Genomic DNA, 19,295 nt, shown 5'->3' on the forward strand with positions numbered 1-19,295 from the left:
CGCCCCCGGTTGAACCGGGGGCGGGCCCTTTCCGCTTGACGCAGCCTGACTCAGTGCCGGCCGCCGCCGTTACCGCCGTTGCCACCGTTCCCGTTGCCGCCGATGATGCCGGGCGGCAGGGTGAAGTTGCCGCCGATCAGGCCGGCGTTGGCGCCTGCGGCGTCGCCGCCGGCAGGCGGGGTGGGGGAGGCGTTGGGGTCGGTCTTGGGCAGCGGGTCGGGGATGTTGACGGTCTGGAAGTTGGTCTTGGGCGTGCCGTCCACGGCCGCGCTCATCGCCATCTGCCAGATCGGGCCGGGACCGGTCGCGCCGTACACGCCGCCGTTGAAGCGGGTGGGGCCGATCTTGATGTTCTTCATCGAGACGTTGACGGTCGGGCCGCCCAGCCAGACCGAGGTGGACAGCTCGGGGGTGTAGCCGGTGAACCAGGCCGCGTACCGCTCGTCGGTGGTACCGGTCTTGCCGGCGATCGGCCGGCGGTCGTCCAGGGTGAGCGAGGAGCCGGTGCCCTTCTCGGTCACACCGAGCAGCAGGGTGTTGATGCCGTCCGCGGTGGTCTCGGAGATCACCTGGGTGCAGTTGGCCTGCGGCACCGGCAGCTGGGTGCCGGCCGTGTTGACCACGGACTTCACGGCGACCGGGGAGCAGTACTTGCCGCGCGCGGCGAAGGTCGCGTAGGCGTTGGCCATCACCATCGGGGAGACCTCCTGGGTGCCGAGCACCATGGAGGGGATCTCCAGCAGCGGCTTTCCGCTGGCCAGGCTCTTGATGCCGAGCTTGTCGGCCATCTGCTTGACCGCGCAGAGGCCCATCTCGGCCTCCATCTGCACGAAGTAGGTGTTGACCGACCTGGCCATCGCCTCCTTCAGCGCGTACGGGCCCTTCTCCTCGGTGCTCTCGTTCTTGAGCTTGACGCCCTTCTCGTTCCAGGTGCCGGAGCACTGGGACATCTTCGGGTAGTCGATCTCGTACTGGGAGGGGTACTCCTGGGTGATCGGGATCCCGCTCTCCAGTGCCGCCGCCGCCAGGATCGGCTTGAAGGTCGAGCCGGGGGAGAAGCCGTTGCCGCCGCCCATCGCCGCGTCGGCGTTGAGGTTGATCACCGTCTGGTTCTGCTTGGAGTCCAGGCCGTACGGGCGGCTCTGCGCCATCGCCAGGATCTCGCCGGTGCCCGGCCTGATCATGGTGGCGGCGGCCGCGACCGAGTCGGTCGGGTAGACCTTGGTGGTCACCGCCTTGTACGCGGCGGCCTGCTTGTCCGGGTCGATGGTGGTGTTGATCTTCAGGCCGCCCTGGCTCCAGAGCCGCTGCCGGTCGGTGGCGGTCTTGCCGAAGGCCGGGTCCTGCTTCACCACGTGCCGGACGTAGTCGCAGAAGAAGCCCATCCCCGCCTGGGCGGTGATGCAGCCGTTCAGCGGCTCCTTGTACTTCAGGTTGAGCGGGCTGGCGATCGCTTCCTTGGCCTGCGCGTCGGTGATGTGCTTGTTCTCGAGCAGCTTGCCGATCACCGTGTCGCGGCGGGTCTGGGCCGCCTTCGGGTGCAGCACCGGGTCGTACGACGTGGGGTTCTGCACCAGCCCGGCCAGGGTGGCGGCCTCGGCGATGCTCAGGTCCTTGGCGCTCTTGCTGAAGTAGCGGTTGGCCGCCGACTCGACCCCATACGCCTGGTGGCCGTAGAAGGTGATGTTCAGGTAGTTGGTGAGGATCTGATCCTTGGTCAGCTCCTCCTCCAGCTTGATGGCGATCTTCAGCTCCTGGATCTTGCGACCCAGGCTCTTCTCGGTGGCCTTCTTGAAGGCCTCCTTGTCGTCGCCCGCCAGCTCGACGTTGACGTTCTTCACGTACTGCTGGGTCAGCGTGGAGGCGCCCTGGCTGGCCTCGCCGGACTCGGCGTTCTTCCCGATCGCGCGGAGCACGCCCTTGAGGTCGATCGCGCCGTGCTCGTAGAACCGGGCGTCCTCGATGTCGACCTGGGCCTGCCGCATGATCGGGGCCATCTGCTCCTGGGTCAGGATGGTCCGGTCACGGTCGAAGACCCTGGCGATCAGACCGCCCTTGGCGTCGTAGATGAACGAGGCCTGGGAGAGGGTCGGCGCCTTGAAGTCGGTCGGGACGTTGTCGAAGCTCTCGGCGGTGTCCTTGGCGGTCAGACCGAGTGCGCCGATCGCGGGCAACGCCATGCCCGCGACGAGAACTCCGGCCAGCACGCTGATGCCCAGGAACTTGAGCCCGAGCCCGGCCTTGTCAAGCGGGGATCCCGCGGGTCGCTGAGGTGCCATGGAGAGAACACTACGTCGGAGATTCCCGGACATGGGGGCAGGTGTTCGCCTAGGCTTGTCACAACACTGCGACAGCTTCGCTCTGTTCATCAGCGTCACTCTTGTGAGTGATGAGCTTTGCCCGAATTGACCCACTGTCTGGTGATATGTCGCCAGCTCTGCCGGGCGCACTGTGGCAGAGGGTGACGAAAGTGGCCCGAACGCCCCTGGCAAGGCCCCCGACCTGCGATCACTCCAACGAGTGAGAAGACGGATACCCATAGTCCGATTGGGCCATTTGAGATTGGGCCCGAAGGGGCTGTTGCGTGCTGTCGTTCTTCCGTAACGTCCTCAACTGGCAGCGGTGAATATGCCGTTGCCGCCGTGGGGGAGCCCCGATTCGGGAGAGGACGGCGCCGTGATGGGCTGGGTGGACGACTGGAGTGCGCAGGCAGCCTGCCGCACGAGTGATCCAGACGAGCTGTTTGTTCAGGGGGCGGCGCAGAACCGCGCCAAGGCGGTCTGCAGCGGGTGCCCGGTACGCACCGAGTGCCTCGCGGACGCGCTGGACAACCGGGTGGAGTTCGGCGTCTGGGGCGGGATGACCGAGCGCGAGCGGCGGGCGCTGCTGCGCCGCAGGCCGACGGTGATGTCCTGGCGCAGGCTGCTGGAGACGGCCCGCACCGAGTACGAGGAGTCGCTCGCCACGGGCGTCATCCTGACCGACTACGCACAGGCGGGCTAGGCCGACCGGGTCCCCGTCACACGTACGGCGCAGGCTGGCTGACCGACAGTCAGCCAACCGCCGTCAGTCCTGGCTGTCAGTCACGGCCGCCGCCCAGCCGCTCGCCGATGGCGCGCAGGCCGGCCAGGTCGTGCACGTCGCCCGGCAGGGCGGGCACCTCGACGATCGGCACGTCCGGGTACACCGAGACGAACCGGTCCCGGGTGAGCCGCTCGCGGTCCATCACCTGCATGCGCTCCGCGTGCAGCCGGAGCAGACCGGCGGCGAGCATCTCGGCCGCCACCGTGCTGCTGCCCGAGCCGTTCTCCTCCAGTGCCTCGGCCGCGGCCAGCGCGCGTTCGGCGGTGAGCTGGGGCGCCCCGGTGCGGTGCACCCGGTTGAGCACCAGGCCGGCCAGCGGCATCTCGTCGGCGGCCAGCCGGTCGACGAAGTACGCCGCCTCGCGCAGCGCGTCCCGCTCCGGTGCGGCCACCACCAGGAAGGCCGTGCCCGGTGCCTTGAGCAGCTGGTAGGTACGGTCGGCGCGTTCGCGGAAGCCGCCGAACATCGAGTCCATCGCGGAGACGAAGGTCTGCACGTCGGTCAGCAGCTGGGCGCCGAAGATCTTGCCGAGGGTGCCGGTGATCAGGCCCATGCCGACGTTCAGGAACTTCATCGCGCTCCGCCCGCCCACCTTGGCCGGGGCGGTCAGTATCCGGATCAGCCTGCCGTCCAGGAACGAACCGAGCCGGTTCGGCGCGTCCAGGAAGTCCAGCGCGGAGCGGGACGGCGGGGTGTCCACCACGATCAGGTCCCACCGGCCAGCCGCCCGCAGCTGGCCGAGCTTCTCCATCGCCATGTACTCCTGGGTGCCGGCGAATCCGGCGGAGAGCGACTGGTAGAACGGGTTCTCCATGATCGCCTTGGCCCGTTCGGGGTCGGCGTGGGCGAGCACGACCTCGTCGAAGGTCCGCTTCATGTCCAGCATCATGGCCTGGAGTTCACCGTCGCCGGTCACCTCCTTGACCACCCGGGGGGTGTTGTCCAGCTCGGTCAGGCCCATCGACTGGGCCAGCCGCCGGGCCGGGTCGATGGTCAGCACGACCACCTTCCGGCCGCGCTCCGCCGCCCGCAGGCCGATCGCCGCCGCGGTGGTGGTCTTGCCCACCCCGCCGGAGCCGCAGCAGACCACGATCCGGGTCTTCGGGTCCCCGATCAGGGTGTCGATGTCGAGCTCGGTCATGCCGCCCCCTGCCGCTTCAGCTCACCCGCCAGGCGGTACAGCCCGCCCAGGTCCACGCCCCCGCCGAGCAGCGGGAGTTCGTACGTCGGCCGTTTCAACTGCTGGAGCACCGCGCGCTGTTCACGCTCCAGCTCGACCCGCTCGGCGTGCTCGCGGGCCTGGTCGAGCAGTGGATCGAGCAGTGGCTCGACCGCGGCCCGGACGGTCGTGGCCGACTTGGACCGCCCGCCCAGACCGGCTTCGCCGAGGGCCAGCGCGACCTCCTCGCGATGGTCGCCGGTCACCGCGTCGACCGCGGCGGCGTCCAGCACCGGCGGCCGGACCATGTTCACCAGTACGCCGCCGAGCGGGAGTTGGGCCTCGGCCAGCTCGGTGACGCCGTCCACCGTCTCCTGCACCGGCATCTCCTCCAGCAGGGTGACCAGGTGCACCGCCGTCTCCGGAGACCTGAGCACCCGCATCACCGCCTGCGCCTGCCCGTGGATCGGCCCGAACCTGGCCAGCCCGGCCACCTCGGAGTTGACGTTCAGGAACCTGGTGATCCGTCCGGTCGGCGGCGCGTCCATCACGATCGCGTCGTACGCCCGCCGCCCGTCCGGGCCCTTGCGCCGGGCCGCCTCGCAGGCCTTGCCGGTCAGCAGCACGTCCCGTACGCCGGGCGCGATGGTGGTGGCGAAGTCGACGAAGCCGACCTTCTGCAGCGCCTTCCCGGCCCGGCCCAGCTTGTAGAACATGTCCAGGTACTCGAGCAGCGCCTGCTCGGTGTCGATCGCCAGCGCGAACAGCTCGCCGACCGGGCCCCGGCCGTCCAGCCCGAGCTTGGACCGCGAGACGGTGGCGATCCTGCGCTCCTCGTACGGCAGCGCGGCCAGCCCGAACATCTCGGCGATGCCCTGCCGGCCCTCCACCTCGATCAGCAGCGTCCGGCCCCCGTCGGCGGCCAGCGCCAGGGCCAGCGCCGCGGCGACGGTGGTCTTCCCGGTGCCGCCCTTGCCGCTGACCACGTGGAGCCGGACACCCTCCCAGTCCGGATCGCGCCGGTCCACCTGGTCCACGCTCCGTCTCCGTCCGTCTCAGCGGCACCGCACCCGGTGGGCGCCTCCTCCCGCGAGCGTAACCAGCCGCCGCCCCCGATGCCGGGAGCCCGGGAGGAACGGTCCGGATTCATGCCCGTGCTGTGTCCCGGATCACACCCCGGCCAGGCACTAGAGTCACCCCCATGACCAAGTGGGAATACGTCACCGTGCCGCTGCTCGTCCACGCCACCAAGCAGATCCTGGACTCCTGGGGTCAGGACGGCTGGGAGCTCGTCCAGGTTGTGCCGGGGCCGAACCCCGAGCAGCTCGTTGCCTACCTGAAGCGGGAGAAGAGCTGATGAGCAAGGTTGAGGAGAAGCTGGCCGCGCTCGGCCTGACCCTCCCCGAGGTGGCCGCGCCGGTCGCCGCGTACGTCCCGGCGATCCGCTCCGGCGAGTACGTGCTGACCGCGGGTCAGCTCCCGATGGTCGCGGGCAAGCTGCCGAGCACCGGCAAGGTCGGCGCCGAGGTGACCGCCGAGGAGGCCAAGCAGCTCGCGCAGACCTGCGCGCTCAACGGCCTCGCCGCGATCAAGTCCGTGATCGGTGACCTGGACAAGGTCGAGCAGATCGTCAAGGTGGTCGGCTTCGTCGCCTCCGCCCCCGACTTCACCGGCCAGCCCGGCGTGATCAACGGCGCGAGCGAGCTGCTCGGCGAGGTCTTCGGCGCGGCGGGCGTGCACGCCCGCAGTGCGGTCGGCGTCGCGGTGCTTCCGCTGGACGCGCCGGTCGAGATCGAGTTCCAGGTCCGCATCACCGCCTGACGCGCACCGGCGCTCCGGGCATCAGCCATCAGGGGCTCGGGGAACTGCGACGCCGACCTCGTTCAAGGTGATCCATGCGTAGGTGGTCAGGCACTTTCGCAGTGACCCGAACGCCAGATCTCCTCGCAGTTCCCCGAGCCCCTGGATAGTGCAACCGGACGCTCTGCCTACGGCGCAGCCCCGAGCCCCTGGACCGTAGATGCCGGAGCACCTGCCAGAGGCTGAGCCCCTGCCCAAAGCCGTGATCGCGGGCTAGCATCCCGTTCATGATGCCGATGCCGCCGTCCTGGCCCGCCCGGATCAGGGCGCTCGCGGAGGGTGGTCTGACCCCGCCGGTCCCGAAGCCCTCCGCCACCGTGGTGCTGCTGCGGGACGGGGCCGGGGGCCCGGAGGCGTACCTGCTGCGCCGCCGCACCTCGATGCCGTTCGCCGCCGGGATGTACGCCTACCCGGGCGGCGGTGTCGATCCGCGGGACGCGGAGGCCGAGCTCGGCTGGGCCGGCCCGAGCCCCGCCGAGTGGGGCGAGCGGCTCGGGGTGGACGCCGCCACCGCGCAGGCCGTGGTCTGCGCGGCCGTCCGGGAGACCTTCGAGGAGGCCGGCGTCCTGCTGGCCGGACCCGATGCCGGCACCATGGCCGACGCCGCGGACTGGTCCGCCGAGCGCGCCGCGCTGGAGGCGCACGAGCTCTCCTTCGCCGACTTCCTGCGGGCGCACGGCCTGGTGCTCCGCTCCGACCTGCTGTCGGCCTGGGCCAGGTGGATCACGCCGGCCTTCGAGGAGCGCCGGTACGACACCTGGTTCTTCGTCGCCGCGCTGCCGGCCGGGCAGCGGGCCGCCGACACGGTCGGCGAGGCGGACCGGGTCGCCTGGCTGACTCCCGCCGAGGCGGTCGAGGGCCACGCGGACGGTCGGTACGGGATGATGCCGCCGACCGTGACGGTGCTCCGGGAGCTGCTGCCCGCCGGTACGGCGGCGCAGGCGGCCGACCTGGCGGCGGACCGCAAGATCGAGCCGGTCCTCGGTACGGCCGAGCTGGCCGGTGATCGGATCTCAGTGCGATGGTCGGGGTATGAAGAGCTGACCATCGACGGTATTTTTCCTCTCAACTGACCGCTCCACCCAGGAAGGATCGCCCGATGACCCACAATGACGTGGTTCGCCGTGCGGCGTACCCCCAGCCCACCCTCTCCGTCCGGCCGCTGACCCTCCGTTCGCTGGCGGGGCAGCTCGACCCCGTCCCGGTCGAGCCGTACCTGCGCTCGCTGGAGCGGCCGCTGCACCCGCGCACCCTGCACCGGATCTGCGAGGGCGGCCGGTGAGCGGTCCGCTCCCCGGTGACCCCGCCGCCGAGATCGGCGGCGGGGCCACCCCCCGGGCGTTCTGCGTACTGGCGCCGAACCCGTCGCCGATGACGCTCGACGGCACCAACACCTGGCTGCTGTCCGAGCCCGGCTCCGAGCTCGCGGTGGTGATCGACCCGGGCCCGTTGCACGAGGGCCATCTGCGCCGGGTGATCGACATCGCCGAGCAGCAGGGCAAGCGGGTGGCGCTGACCCTGCTGACCCATGGTCACCACGACCACGCCGAGGGCGCCGCGCGGTTCGCCGAGCTGACCGGCACCGAGGTCCGGGCGCTCGACCCGGCCCACCGCCTCGGCGGCGAGGGCCTGCACGGCGGCCAGGTGATCGAGGTCGGCGGCCTGGAGATCCGGGTGGTCGGCACCCCCGGGCACACCGCCGACTCCCTGACCTTCCATCTCCCCGCCGACGGCGCGATCCTGACCGGCGACACCGTGCTCGGCCGGGGCACCACGATGGTCGCCCACCCGGACGGGACGATCGGCGACTACCTGGACTCGCTGCGCCGCCTGCACACCATGGCCGCGGAGCAGGGCGTCCGTACGGTGCTGCCGGGCCACGGCCCGGTGCTGGCCGACGCGCTCGGCGCGGTGGACTACTACCTCGCCCACCGGGCCAGCCGGCTGGCCCAGGTGGAGACCGCCGTGGAGGCGGGGTACCGGACCGCCGAGCAGGTGGTCGCCAAGGTCTACGCGGACGTGGACCGCGCGCTCTGGCCCGCCGCCGAGCTCTCCGTCCGGGCGCAGCTGCGCTATCTGGAGGACCACGGCCTGATCTGACGGCCCGTACGCCTGACAGAGACGCCTGAGGGCCCGTGAGCAGCAGCTCACGGGCCCTCAGGCGCTGGATGTCAGCGGGAGCGGCGGGAGAGCCGCTCGACGTCCATCAGGACCACCGCGCGGGCCTCGAGCTTCAGCCAGCCGCGGCCGGCGAAGTCGGCCAGCGCCTTGTTGACCGTCTCGCGGGAGGCGCCCACCAGCTGGGCCAGCTCCTCCTGGGTGAGGTCGTGCGCGACGTGGATGCCCTCGTCGGACTGCACGCCGAACCGGCGGGACAGGTCCAGCAGGGCCTTGGCCACCCGACCCGGCACGTCGGAGAAGACCAGGTCGGACATCACGTCGTTGGTCCGGCGCAGCCGGCGGGCGATCGCCCGGAGCAGCGCGATCGAGACCTCGGGGCGGGCGTGCAGCCAGGGCTGCAGGTCGCCGTGGCCGAGGCCGAGCAGCTTGACCTCGGTCAGCGCGCTGGCGGTGGCGGTGCGCGGGCCCGGGTCGAACAGCGAGAGCTCGCCGATCATCTCGCTGGGGCCGAGCACGGCGAGCATGTTCTCCCGGCCGTCCGGGGAGGCGCGGTGCAGCTTGACCTTGCCCTCGGCCACGACGTACAGCCGGTCGCCCGGGTCACCCTCGTGGAAGAGCGACTCGCCACGGGCCAGCGTCACCTCGGTCATGGAGGCACGCAGCTCGCCGGCCTGCTCGTCATCGAGAGCCGCGAACAGCGCGGCACGCCGCAGAACGTCGTCCACGTGCTTCCTCCTGCTGGTGGTGGGTGGTGCTTCCGGTCATGACTTGCCTCACCAAGGATGACGCATGTCGCTCCGATCATATGAGGAGGGGGGCGGGCGGGGAGTACGGTACGGGGCCATTTGTACTCATCAGTGCTCCCCGGATGCCGTAGTGGGCGCTCGATCACCCGTTTGCAGTACCCGTTCCGATCCTCCCGTCGCCCGGTGTCGGCGCCGTTGGGCCGAACGGATGCCGGGGACGGGGTGCCGGTTCGCCGTGCGGAGGTCCGGCTCCGCCGGAAGGGTGGAAGGGGTTGATCCATTCGGCATTCCAGGAGGGACGGACAGATGGAAAAGCGCGCGGTGATCAGTGAATTCCTCGGCACGCTGCTACTGGTGCTCTTCGCGGTCGGTGCGGCGGTGGTGGCCGGTCAGTGGATCGGCACCCTGGGGATCGCGTTGGCGTTCGGCTTCGTGCTGCTCGCCCTGGCGTACGCGCTCGGTCCGATCTCCGGTTGCCACGTCAATCCGGCGGTCACGCTCGGCTTCCTGCTGGCGCGCCGGATCGACGGCCGGACGGCGGTCTCGTACTGGGTCGCGCAGTTCCTCGGCGGGATCGTCGGTGCGGCGCTGGTGCTGCTGCTGGCCAAGCAGGTCCCCGGGCTGCAGACCAGCGGCAAGCTCGGCAGCAACGGCTGGGGCGACCGGTCCGAGGCGCACATCAACCTGTTCGGCGCCTTCCTGACCGAGGTGCTGCTGACCTTCCTGCTGGTCTACGTGGTCCTCTCGGTCACCCACCGCTTGGCCGTCACGGGCTTCGACGGCCTGCCGATCGGGATGGCGCTGGCGGTGGTGCACCTGGTCGGCATCCCGCTGACCGGCACCTCGGTCAACCCGGCCCGCTCGCTCGGGCCCGCGATCTTCGCGGGCGGGGCGGCGCTCTCCCAGGTCTGGCTGTTCCTGCTGGCCCCGCTGGTCGGCGGCGCCGTCGCCGCCGGAGTGCACCAGCTGACCCACCCTCAGCGGGTGGCCGCGGAGGTGCGGGAGACCGCGCGGGTCTGACATCCGGTTCGCACCAGGCCCGGCCGGCAGGTTCCGGCCGGGCCTCGTGCCGGCTGCTCGGAACCGGCCGCCGGGGGGTCTCGCCCGAAGTGATCTCGGCAAAGTAGGCTGACGAACACTCATGACACGGACATGACCGGCTGGGGCGATGGCCATGAACGCACGTACGGAACGAGCGACCGAGCCGGAATGGGCGGGCGACGACCAGGAGTGGTGGGACTGGTACATGTCCCTGGCCGTCAACGCCCCCTTGGGGGCGGTGAGTTCCATCGCTTCACCCGGCGGACCGCCGGTGCGGCCCGCCACCCCGGGCGAGGTCGCGGGTGCGCTCGACCAGCCGTACCTCCTGCCGGACCGGGCGGTCGAGCGGTTCCGCCGCCGAGGGCACGTCCGGCTGCCCGGGGTGATCCCGCCCGCCGTGCTGGCCGCGCTCGCCGAGCGGGCCGGTCAACTCCTCGGCGAGGCCCACGGGTTGGCCAACCCGGGACGCTTCCTGGCGCTGGAGCAGCTCTGGCTGACCGACCCGCTGCTGCGCAGCGTCGCGCTCTCCCGCCGGCTCGGCGACCTCGCGGCCCGCCTGCTCGGCGCCGGCCGGGTGCGGCTCTACCACGACAACGTGCTCTCCAAGGAGCCCGGCTGCGGACGGACGCCCTGGCACCGGGACGCCGACCACTACCCGCTCGACTCCCCGGCCGTGTGCACCAGTTGGATCCCGCTGCACGACGTGCCGACCGCGATGGGGCCGCTGGCCTGCCTGGACCGGACGGCCGTGCCGCCGGTGCTGGCGGCCACCCCGGCGGTCGCCGAGCAGGGGTACGACGGGTTCGTCGCCGCCACCCTGCGGGCCGACGGGATCACTCCCGTCCCCGCGCCGTACCGGGCCGGCGAGGTCTCGTTCCACGCCGCCGACTGCTTCCACACCGCCGGGCCGAACCGCACCGACACCCCGCGCCGGGTGCTCTCCGCCACCTACTACGCCGACGGCACCCGGGTGGTGGCCCGCCCGACCGCGATGAGCGGCCGCTGGACCGACTTCCTGCCCGGTGTCGCGCCGGGCGGTCCGGCCGCCTCGCCACTCAACCCGGTGGTCGGCACCCTGGGCTGACCCGGGCGCCGGGGGTTCACCCGTCGAGTCGGGCGGGCAGGCCGAACAGTGGGAACAGCTGCTCGGTGTCCAGGAACGAGTTGAGCCCGACCACCCGGCCCGCCGAGATCTCCAGCACCTGCAGCGCCCATGGCGCGTGCCCGCCGTCCGGGCTCGGCCGGTACTGGCCGAACGCGGGTGCCCCGTTGGCGACGGTCGGCAGCAGCCGCGAGCCCCGGCAGCCGCAGCCCGGGCCGAGCAGCCAGTCGCGGATCTCGCCCTTCCCGCGCAGCCACATCTCGTACGGCGGCATCGAGAGCACGGCGTCCTCGTGCAGCAGACCGGCCAGGGTGTCCAGGTCGTAGCTCTCGAAGGCCCGGAGATAGCGCTCCAGTAGGCGTTCCTGGTCCTGGTCCAGCGGCCGGAGCGGGTCGGTGACCACCGGCTCCTGCGCCGCCATGGTCGAACGGGCCCGCTGGAGCGCGCTGTTGACGGAGGCCACGGTGACGCCGAGCAGTTCGGCCACCTCGGCGGCGGACCAGGCCAGCACCTCACGGAGGATCAGCACCGCGCGCTGCTTGGGGGCGAGCCGCTGCAGGGCCGCGACGAACGCCAGCCGTACCGACTCGCGACGGGTGGTCAGCTCCGCCGGGTCGGCGGTGAGCAGGGTGTCCGGGACCGGGCCGATCCAGGTCACCTCGGGCAGTTGGGTGCCGCTCGCGGTGGACACCGTGGCCGAGCTGGTGAGGTCCATCGGCCGGGCCCGGCGCTGCCGTCCGTTCAGCGCGTCCATGCAGACGTTGGTGGCGATCCGGTACACCCAGGACCGCAGGGCCGCCCGGCCCTCGAAGCCCCGGTGGCCGCGCCAGGCGCGGATCATGGTCTCCTGCACCGCGTCCTCGGCCTCGAAGGCGGAGCCGAGCATCCGGTAGCAGTACCCGGTCAACTCGCGCCGGAACTCCTCCAGTTGACGCTCCAGCGGAGCTTCACGCTCCGTCGGTTCGATCGCTGCACTGCTGGTCATCGCACCCGCCCCCTGGTCCGGCCCGTTACGAGGGGAACGTAGCAGCTCCCGGATCACCAGAGGCCGGTGACCGCGTCGCCGACGTACTTGGCGCCGAGGACGGCGAGCACGGCCGCCATGATCGCGCCGTTGTGGACCGCCATCCAGGCCTTCCACTCGGCCAGCACGTGGGTCGAGCGCTCGCCGCCGACCAGGTGCACGCCGAGCGGCAGCAGCGTGCAGAGCGAGCCGATCAGCACCATCAGCACGGCGGCGACGGTCTTGCCGCCCGTACCCGCGGAGCTGGTGGCGATCGATACCGCGCCGCCGACCGCCAGCACCAGGTTCTTCGGGTTGGCGGCGACCAGGGCGGCCGCCAGCCCGGCCGACTCGGCCGGGGTGAAGCGGTCCACGGCCTGCATCCACTTCGGCGGCGCGGACACGTGCCCCTCGCGCGGCCGTCCGCGCCACTGCTTGCCGGCCAGCAGGACGAACAGCGCCCCCAGGGCGAGCTTGAGCCAGTAGGCCCAGGTCGGCTTCTCCCCGCTGGTGGTCAGCCCGCTGCCGAGCACCACCACGGCCGCGACCACCGCCGCCAGGGCACCCAGCCAGCCGGCCGCGAACGCGATCCCGTTGGCCCGGCCGCGCGGCGTCGCCAGCATCAGGATCACCGCGATCAACGGCAGCGGGCTGATCGCGATGCCGACCGCCGAGGACAGCATCGAACCGATCGCCTCGCCCATGCGCCTGCCCCTCTCGGATGGTCCGGGCAGGCCGCCTCGGCGTACGCCCTGGCAACACCCTTGCGGCAGGCGGCGGGAGCTGCGACTCCGGCCCGCCGAACGGGTGAGTGAGGGTGCGTCAGCCCGCCGCCCTCTTGATCAGATCGGCGATCAGGGCCTCGTTGGCGGGGCCGAGGTCGGTCAGGGCGTAGCTGGTCGGCCACAGGGTGCCCTTGTCCAGGTGGGCCTGGTCGCTGAAGCCGAGTGTGGCGTACCGCGACTTGGACTTCTGCGCGCTCTGGAAGAAGCAGACCACCTTGCCGTCCCTGGCGTACGCGGGCATCCCGTACCAGAGCTTCGGCGCGAGGTTCGGGGCGGCGGCGCCGACGATGGCGTGCAGCTTCTCGGCGAGGACGCGGTCCGCGTCCGGCATCTCGGCGATCTTCGCGAGCACGTCGCTCTCGCCGTCCGCCTTGGCCGCCTTCGCCGAGCGCGGGCCGCGGCGGGCGGCCGCCTTCAGGTCCTTGGCGTGCTCCTTCATCGCGTCGCGTTCCTCGGCGGTGAAGCCGTCGAAGGTGCTCTTGGTGTCGTTCATCGCGGGATTCCTCTCGGGCGGGGCGTGGGACGGATCAGGGGACGGAGACGGCGCGAGCCGGAGGCGCCTCGCGGTGGTGCAGCAGCGTTCTGGCACGCTCGGCCCGACGGGCCGTCAGATAGGCGTACGGCGAGGCTCCGTAGGCCAGGCGGAACTGGCGGCTGAGGTCCCCGGCGGCCAGGTCCGCGTCGCGGGCCAGTGCCAGGACGTCCAGCGGTTGGGTGTGCTCGCGGTCGATCCGGTCCCGGACGCGGCGCAGCCGGGCGAAGTCGTTCAGGCGTTGCGCCGCGATCCGGGCGCGGGCCCAGGCGGGATGGCACATGGGAGTTCCCCCTCCTCGATGACCGGAACGGCTACCGGAGCTCCTGGAAGCGGACCAGGTTCCCGGCGGGATCGCGGACGGCGCAGTCCCGGATGCCGTACGGCTGCTCGGTCGGCTCCTGCACCACCTCGGCGTCGCCCGCCACCAGCTTCGCGAAGACGCCGTCGAGGTCGGGGGTGGCCAGCAGGATCCAGCCGTAGGTGCCCTTGGCCATCATCTCGGTGATGGTCCGCCGCTCGTCCTCGGTGATCCCCGGGTCGACGGCCGGCGGCGCCAGCAGGATCGAGGTGCCGGGCTGCCCGGCCGGGCCGACGGTGATCCAGCGCATCTTGCCCTGGCCGACGTCGCTGCGGACCTCGAAGCCGAGCGCGTCCCGGTAGAACGCCACCGAGGCGTCGGGGTCGCTGTGCGGGAGGAAGGTGGTGTGAATGGTGATGTCCATGGATCTCAAGCTAGTCGCGGCCCGGGCGCCGCCGCTTCTCGAATCCTGATCGGTTCGGGCGGCCTGACGGTTCGTCGGCGGCCGGGGCGCGGCGGCGTCCCGCACCGCCGGTGGAATCGGGTCCGCGAGGTCGGCCGCGCGACGTAGCCTTCGTGCATGGCAGAGAGCAAGGTCAAGTCGCCCGTGAAGGCGCGGAAGCCGGAGTCGCACCTGGCGATGGTGCGGCGGGCGCGGAAGATCAACCGGGAGTTGGCGGAGGTCTATCCGTACGCGCACCCGGAGCTGGACTTCGAGAACCCGTTCGAGCTGCTGGTGGCGACGGTGCTGTCGGCGCAGACCACCGACCTGCGGGTGAACCAGACCACGCCGGCGCTGTTCGCGAAGTACCCGACACCGGAGGACATGGCGGCGGCGGTGCCGGAGGAGCTGGAGGAGATCATCCGGCCGACCGGCTTCTTCCGGGCCAAGGCGAGGTCGCTGATCGGGCTGTCGATCGCGCTCCGGGACAACTTCGGCGGTGAGGTGCCGGGCCGGCTGGCCGACCTGGTGACGCTGCCGGGGGTCGGCCGGAAGACCGCCAACGTGGTGCTCGGCAACGTCTTCGGGGTGCCCGGGATCACCGTGGACACCCACTTCGGGCGGCTGGCCCGGCGGTTCGGGTGGACCGCGGACGAGGACCCGGTCAAGGTCGAGGCGACGGTGGCGGAGATCTTCCCGAAGTCCGAGTGGACGATGCTGTCGCACCGGGTGGTGTTCCACGGCCGCCGGATCTGCCACGCCCGCCGCCCGGCCTGTGGGGCCTGCCCGATCAGTGCGCTCTGCCCCTCGTACGGAGTCGGTGAAACCGACCCCGAGAAGGCCGCGAAGCTGCTGAAGTACGAGAAGGGTGGCCAGCCGGGCCAACGGCTCAAGCCGCCGGCCGACTACCCGGGGGAGCCCGCGCGACCGGCCGGGACGGTGACCGTGGAGGTGTCCGAGTGACGGGGCTGGCGGAACTGATCGAGCGGGACGGGCTGCCGCAGTGGCTGCTGCCGGTGCGGGAGGCGGCCGAGACCGTGCGGCCCGAGCAGCTCAGCCGGTTCCTGCCGCCGGCCCAGGGGGGCCGGGCGTCGGCCGTGCTGGTGCTGTTCGGTGACGGTCCCTCGGGCCCGGACCTGCTGCTGATCGAGCGGGCCAGGGCGCTGCGCTCGCACGGCGGCCAGCCGTCCTTCCCGGGCGGTGCGCTGGACCCGGCGGACGGCGACCCGGCGAGCGTCGGTCCGGTGGCCGCCGCGCTGCGCGAGGCGGAGGAGGAGACCGGGCTCGACCCGTCCGGGGTGCAGGTGTTCGCCACCCTGCCCGCGCTGTACATCCCGGTCAGCGACTTCGTGGTGACGCCGGTGCTGGGCTGGTGGCGCCGGGAGACGCCGGTCGCGCCGGTCGACCCGGCCGAGACCGGCGCGGTGTTCCGGGTGCCGCTGACCGAGCTGACCGATCCGGCGAACCGGGCCAGGCTGCGGCACCCGTCCGGCCACGTCGGCCCGGCGTTCCAGGTGGCGGGGCGGCTGGTGTGGGGTTTCACGGCGGGCGTGATCGACCGGGTGCTGCACTACAGCGGCCTGGAACGGGACTGGGACAGCTCACGGACGCTCAGCCTGTAGGGGCGGGTGCGGCGTGGGGGGTTTGCGTGACGTCGCCGGGCGTACCGCCGTTCGGGCGTCGGCCCGTGGGAGGGTAGCCGGGTGAATGTCCTGGATCTACTGCTGATCGTCGCCGCGCTGGGCTTCGCCGTGACCGGCTACCGGCAGGGCTTCGTGGTCGGCGTGCTGTCGGTGCTGGGGTTCCTGGGCGGCGGCCTGATCGCCGTCCAGCTGCTCCCGCTGCTGCTGCGCCACCTCGACCCCGGCACGGTGGCCTCGGTGGTCGCGGTCGTGGTGGTGATCGTGCTGGCCGCCATCGGCCAGGCGGTGACCACCCACTTCGGCTGGAAACTGCGTGGTCACATCGACCGGCGCCCGACCCGGGTGCTGGACGGGATCGGCGGCTCGGTGGTCAACATGATCTCGATGCTGCTGGTGGCCTGGCTGATCGGTTCGGCGCTGGCCGGCACCTCGATGCCGACGGTCTCCAAGCAGGTCCGCAACTCGCAGGTGCTCGGCGGGGTGAAGTCCGTCCTGCCGGCGGACGCGCAGAACTGGTTCTCCGACTTCACCAAGGCCCTGGCCAGGAACGGTTTTCCCCAGGTCTTCAACCCCTTCGAGCAGGAGTCGATCACCGAGGTCAGCCCGCCCGACCCGACGCTGGCCAACAGCCCGGTGGTGGCGAAGGCCCGGCAGAGCCTGGTCAAGGTGGTCGGCACCGCCACCGCCTGCGGCAAGACCCTGGAGGGCACCGGCTTCGTGTTCGCCCCGCACCGTGTGATGACCAACGCCCACGTGGTCGGCGGCGTGGACGAGCCGACCGTGCAGATCGGTGGCACCGGCCAGCTCTACGACGCCACCGTGGTCCGCTACGACTGGCAGCGCGACATCGCGGTGCTGGACGTGCCGAAGCTGAACGCCCCCGCGCTGGTCTTCGCCGATGAGGCCAAGACCAACGACAGCGCGATCGTCGCGGGCTTCCCGGAGAACGGCGCGTTCAACGTCCAGCCCGCCCGCATCCGCGGCCGGATCCAGGCCTACGGCTCGGACATCTACCACCGCGGCCAGGTGGTCAGGGACGTCTACTCGGTGCGTTCGCTGGTCCGCCAGGGCAACAGCGGCGGCCCGCTGCTCACCCCGGACGGCCGGGTGTACGGGATGGTCTTCGCCAAGTCGCTGGACAGCTCGGACACCGGCTACGTGCTGACCGCCGCCGAGGTGCGCGGCGAGGCGCAGGCCGGCGCGGGCGCTTCCACGCGGGTGGACACCGAGGGCTGCGCGCTCTGAACCACTGTCAGCCCGTGGACCCGCACACTCTGACCCGCCGTCAGCCTGCCGGCCTGCCGCGCCCGGCGGGCCCCGGCTGGTAGCGTCGCCCCGGGCTCACCCGTTCGGCTCAACCGCCGTGCGGCGCACGGGGTCCGACGGCAGGTCAGAAGCGGTACGGGGCATTGGAGGACGGCCGGTCATGATGGGTCACTCGCACGCGGTGAGCGGAGCGATGCTGTACGCGGGCACCGCGCCGTTCCTGGCGCCGATGATGTTCGACGTCCACCTGGCGCCCGCCGACGTCATGATGGGCACCATCCTGGCGGCCGGGGCGGCCCTGTTGCCCGACCTGGACCACCACGACGGGACGATCGCCAACTTCCTCGGCCCGATCTCCAAGGTGCTCTGCCGCTTCGTCGCCTGGGCCTCCGGCGGGCACCGGAAGGCCACCCACTCGCTGCTGTTCGTCGCGCTGATGGGCGGCGGCACCTGGGCGGGCGTCAGCTTCCTGGGCCGCAACTTCACCCTGGCGATGACGTTCTTCCTGATCGCGCTGGCGATCCGGGCGCTGCGGCTGCACCCGCCGGGCGACGGGCCGACGATGTGGATCACCATCATCGGCCTGTCGGTGCTCGGCACGGCGGGGATGAACAACTGGATGCCCAACGCGCCCGGCTGGCTGCCGTACGCGGTCGCGCTGGGCACCCTGGCACACCTGCTGGGCGACTGCCTGACGAAGAAGGGCGCGCCGCTGCTCTGGCCGCACAAGGAGCGCTACGAGGTGGTGCTGATCAAGCGCACCGGCAACTCGGTGGAGACCAAGGTGCTGGTGCCGATCATGTCGGTGGCGACCTTCGTGCTGCTGTGGTTCACGGCGGTCTCGCCGACCGTGCTGACCTGACGGCGGCTCACTCCTCCCGACGGAGGCGCGCCCCCACCCAGCGGGCGCGCCGCCGGAGGATGCGCGGGATGCCCATCGGATGCGCCTCTGCCGCGCGCTGCCGGCCGATCCGGCCGTAGGTCTCGTACGCGTGCGGGTCGGCCAGTGGTTCGGGGTACGGCGGCTGCTGCGAGCTGCTGGTGCGGCGTCGTCGGCGCGTGGCAGCTTCGCGGTCGGGCATCCAGGTCATACCGGAGGGATGCCCGCCTGTCGGGCGGAGTAACCGTGGCCGGATGACCCGACTGTCCTATGCAGTTGTCATATGAACATGCGTCAAGTCCGGTGGCCCAGGCCACCGTCGGCCGCCCGGTCCTGGTGCTCAGCCCTGGTGCTCCCCGACCCACTCGATCAGCTCCGCCGAGAACTCAGCCGGTGCCTCCTCGTGCGGGAAGTGCCCGACCCCGGGCAGCAGCCGCCAGCGGTACGGCGCCTCGACGAACTCGCCCGCGCCCAGCGCGGTGTGCGCGAGCAGCACCGGATCGGCCGCCCCCTGGATGTGCAGGGTCGGCGCGCTGATCGGCTTCTTCATCCGGCGGGCGAACTGGATGCCGTCCGGCCGCGCCATCGAGCGCAGCAGCCAGCGGTACGGCTCGATCGAGCAGTGCGCGGTGCTCGGGATCTGCACCGCCTGCCGGTACGCGTGCAGCGCCTCGGCGTCCGGCTGGTTCGGCCCGGTCCACTCGGTCAGGTAGCGGCCGACCAGGGCCGCGTCGTCCGCGACCAGGCGGCGCTCCGGCACCCAGGGGCGCTGGAAGTTCAGCACGTGGTCGAAGGCGGCCATCTGCCGACGGTCCGTCAGCAGGGCGCGGCGCAGCTGCCGGGGGTGGGCCGCCGAGACCACGGTCAGGCTGCGGATCACCGAGGGCCGCATCACGGCCGCCACCCAGGCCAGCGAACCGCCCAGGGCGTGCCCCACCAGGTGCGCCTGCCGCTCGCCGAGCGAGCGGATCACGCCGGTGATGTCCAGCGCCAGGTTGCTCGGGTCGTAGCCGCGCGGGGTCCGGTCGCTGCCGCCGACGCCGCGCAGGTCCAGCGCCACCGCCCGGTAGCCGGCCTCGGCCAGCGCGGTCAGCTGGTGCCGCCAGGCCCACCAGTACTCGGGCCAGCCGTGCACCAGCAGCACCAACGGGCCCTCACCGGCTTCGGCGATGTGGAACCGGGCGCCGTTCGCCGCCAGGTCGCGGTGGGTCCATGGTCCGGCCGAGCGGAGCTCCCACGGGGTCTCGGTGATCTCGGTCCTCGGGGTACTGGCCCGGGAGGGCGTGGGCATCTGGTCCAGCGGCATACCGAGAGCCTGTCACACCCGGTC

Annotated in this window: 22 protein-coding genes and 1 pseudogene; 12 read left to right on the top strand and 11 right to left on the bottom strand. The window is 71.8% G+C overall.

Translation table 11 applies throughout. The features are described 5' to 3' along the window. Window positions 1-50: 50 nt before the first annotated feature. The gene (locus tag F4556_RS18915) at window positions 51-2,279 is read right to left on the bottom strand and encodes a transglycosylase domain-containing protein (protein ID WP_184917433.1); all 2,229 of its coding nucleotides are present in this window, start codon (window positions 2,277-2,279) and stop codon (window positions 51-53) included. 400 nt (window positions 2,280-2,679) lie between these two features. On the opposite strand from F4556_RS18915, the gene F4556_RS18920 reads away from it, so the two are divergent. Continuing rightward, window positions 2,680-3,003, top strand: a complete 324-nt coding sequence (locus F4556_RS18920; protein WP_033333275.1) for a WhiB family transcriptional regulator — start codon at window positions 2,680-2,682, stop codon at window positions 3,001-3,003. Between the two features lie 76 nt (window positions 3,004-3,079). Here F4556_RS18920 and bagB read toward each other — a convergent pair whose 3' ends face one another. Together bagB and bagA are read right to left on the bottom strand one after the other, a co-directional pair. Next, window positions 3,080-4,225 (bottom strand): ATPase BagB, encoded by a 1,146-nt coding sequence (gene bagB, locus F4556_RS18925; RefSeq protein WP_184917435.1) that lies wholly within the window; start codon window positions 4,223-4,225, stop codon window positions 3,080-3,082. After that, window positions 4,222-5,280, bottom strand: coding sequence for an ATPase BagA (bagA, locus tag F4556_RS18930; protein WP_313068358.1), 1,059 nt, complete (start codon window positions 5,278-5,280; stop codon window positions 4,222-4,224). Before bagA ends, bagB begins: the two co-directional genes overlap by 4 nt. Before the next feature lie 164 nt (window positions 5,281-5,444). Between bagA and sp36 the strand changes: the two genes are divergently transcribed. The 5 genes from sp36 (at window position 5,445) to F4556_RS18955 (ending at window position 8,203) form a co-directional block, all read left to right on the top strand. Beyond that, on the top strand, window positions 5,445-5,600 hold the full coding sequence (gene sp36, locus F4556_RS18935) for a Sp36 family protein (RefSeq protein ID WP_157531528.1): 156 nt from the start codon (window positions 5,445-5,447) through the stop codon (window positions 5,598-5,600). After that, entirely contained in the window at window positions 5,600-6,064 is a 465-nt protein-coding gene (locus F4556_RS18940) for a RidA family protein (RefSeq protein ID WP_184917438.1), read from the top strand. Before sp36 ends, F4556_RS18940 begins: the two co-directional genes overlap by 1 nt. Before the next feature lie 266 nt (window positions 6,065-6,330). Further along, window positions 6,331-7,176 carry an NUDIX hydrolase gene (locus F4556_RS18945; RefSeq protein WP_184917441.1) on the top strand — a complete coding sequence of 282 codons (846 nt, stop codon included), beginning with the start codon at window positions 6,331-6,333 and terminating at the stop codon, window positions 7,174-7,176. 26 nt (window positions 7,177-7,202) lie between these two features. Continuing rightward, the gene (locus F4556_RS18950) at window positions 7,203-7,385 is read left to right on the top strand and encodes a hypothetical protein (protein ID WP_184917444.1); all 183 of its coding nucleotides are present in this window, start codon (window positions 7,203-7,205) and stop codon (window positions 7,383-7,385) included. Next, complete coding sequence (locus F4556_RS18955) at window positions 7,382-8,203, top strand: MBL fold metallo-hydrolase (protein ID WP_313068359.1); 822 nt, start codon at window positions 7,382-7,384, stop codon at window positions 8,201-8,203. Before F4556_RS18950 ends, F4556_RS18955 begins: the two co-directional genes overlap by 4 nt. A gap of 71 nt (window positions 8,204-8,274) precedes the next feature. Here the strand turns inward: F4556_RS18955 and F4556_RS18960 are convergent, their stop codons facing one another. After that, complete coding sequence (locus F4556_RS18960; RefSeq protein WP_030392646.1) at window positions 8,275-8,949, bottom strand: Crp/Fnr family transcriptional regulator; 675 nt, start codon at window positions 8,947-8,949, stop codon at window positions 8,275-8,277. 327 nt (window positions 8,950-9,276) lie between these two features. On the opposite strand from F4556_RS18960, the gene F4556_RS18965 reads away from it, so the two are divergent. Beyond that, window positions 9,277-9,990 (top strand): MIP family channel protein, encoded by a 714-nt coding sequence (locus F4556_RS18965; RefSeq protein WP_184917447.1) that lies wholly within the window; start codon window positions 9,277-9,279, stop codon window positions 9,988-9,990. Between the two features lie 154 nt (window positions 9,991-10,144). Beyond that, window positions 10,145-11,095, top strand: coding sequence for a phytanoyl-CoA dioxygenase family protein (locus F4556_RS18970; RefSeq protein WP_184917450.1), 951 nt, complete (start codon window positions 10,145-10,147; stop codon window positions 11,093-11,095). Between the two features lie 16 nt (window positions 11,096-11,111). On the opposite strand, the gene F4556_RS18975 is transcribed toward F4556_RS18970, so the two are convergent. The 5 genes and pseudogenes from F4556_RS18975 to F4556_RS18995 form a co-directional block, all read right to left on the bottom strand. Beyond that, entirely contained in the window at window positions 11,112-12,098 is a 987-nt protein-coding gene (locus F4556_RS18975; protein ID WP_184917453.1) for a sigma-70 family RNA polymerase sigma factor, read from the bottom strand. 53 nt (window positions 12,099-12,151) lie between these two features. Continuing rightward, window positions 12,152-12,820, bottom strand: coding sequence for a GAP family protein (locus F4556_RS18980; RefSeq protein WP_184917456.1), 669 nt, complete (start codon window positions 12,818-12,820; stop codon window positions 12,152-12,154). A 118-nt stretch (window positions 12,821-12,938) separates the two neighbouring features. Continuing rightward, window positions 12,939-13,394 (bottom strand): iron chaperone, encoded by a 456-nt coding sequence (locus tag F4556_RS18985; RefSeq protein ID WP_184917459.1) that lies wholly within the window; start codon window positions 13,392-13,394, stop codon window positions 12,939-12,941. A 79-nt stretch (window positions 13,395-13,473) separates the two neighbouring features. After that, window positions 13,474-13,716, bottom strand: a pseudogene (locus tag F4556_RS18990) (AraC family transcriptional regulator); the annotation flags it as partial. A gap of 31 nt (window positions 13,717-13,747) precedes the next feature. After that, entirely contained in the window at window positions 13,748-14,158 is a 411-nt protein-coding gene (locus tag F4556_RS18995; protein ID WP_184917462.1) for a VOC family protein, read from the bottom strand. Window positions 14,159-14,314: 156 nt separating this feature from the next. Between F4556_RS18995 and nth the strand changes: the two genes are divergently transcribed. From nth to F4556_RS19015, 4 genes are all read left to right on the top strand, one after another. Further along, window positions 14,315-15,139: an endonuclease III gene (gene nth / locus F4556_RS19000; RefSeq protein ID WP_184917465.1), complete on the top strand. Its 825-nt coding sequence runs from the start codon at window positions 14,315-14,317 to the stop codon at window positions 15,137-15,139. Then, entirely contained in the window at window positions 15,136-15,798 is a 663-nt protein-coding gene (locus F4556_RS19005; protein ID WP_184917467.1) for an NUDIX hydrolase, read from the top strand. The genes nth and F4556_RS19005 overlap by 4 nt, the downstream gene beginning before the upstream one ends. Window positions 15,799-15,879: 81 nt before the next feature. Continuing rightward, the gene (locus tag F4556_RS19010; protein WP_184917471.1) at window positions 15,880-17,064 is read left to right on the top strand and encodes a MarP family serine protease; all 1,185 of its coding nucleotides are present in this window, start codon (window positions 15,880-15,882) and stop codon (window positions 17,062-17,064) included. A gap of 181 nt (window positions 17,065-17,245) precedes the next feature. Then, window positions 17,246-17,947 carry a metal-dependent hydrolase gene (locus F4556_RS19015; RefSeq protein WP_184917475.1) on the top strand — a complete coding sequence of 234 codons (702 nt, stop codon included), beginning with the start codon at window positions 17,246-17,248 and terminating at the stop codon, window positions 17,945-17,947. Window positions 17,948-17,954: 7 nt separating this feature from the next. Here the strand turns inward: F4556_RS19015 and F4556_RS19020 are convergent, their stop codons facing one another. Together F4556_RS19020 and F4556_RS19025 are read right to left on the bottom strand one after the other, a co-directional pair. Then, a complete protein-coding gene (locus F4556_RS19020) occupies window positions 17,955-18,176 on the bottom strand; it encodes a hypothetical protein (RefSeq protein ID WP_184917510.1) in 222 nt (73 codons plus the stop codon). Between the two features lie 129 nt (window positions 18,177-18,305). Beyond that, window positions 18,306-19,256, bottom strand: a complete 951-nt coding sequence (locus tag F4556_RS19025) for an alpha/beta fold hydrolase (RefSeq protein ID WP_184924814.1) — start codon at window positions 19,254-19,256, stop codon at window positions 18,306-18,308. Window positions 19,257-19,295 lie beyond the last annotated feature (39 nt).

Origin of the sequence: Kitasatospora gansuensis (assembly GCF_014203705.1) — a bacterium.
GTDB lineage: Bacteria > Actinomycetota > Actinomycetes > Streptomycetales > Streptomycetaceae > Kitasatospora > Kitasatospora gansuensis.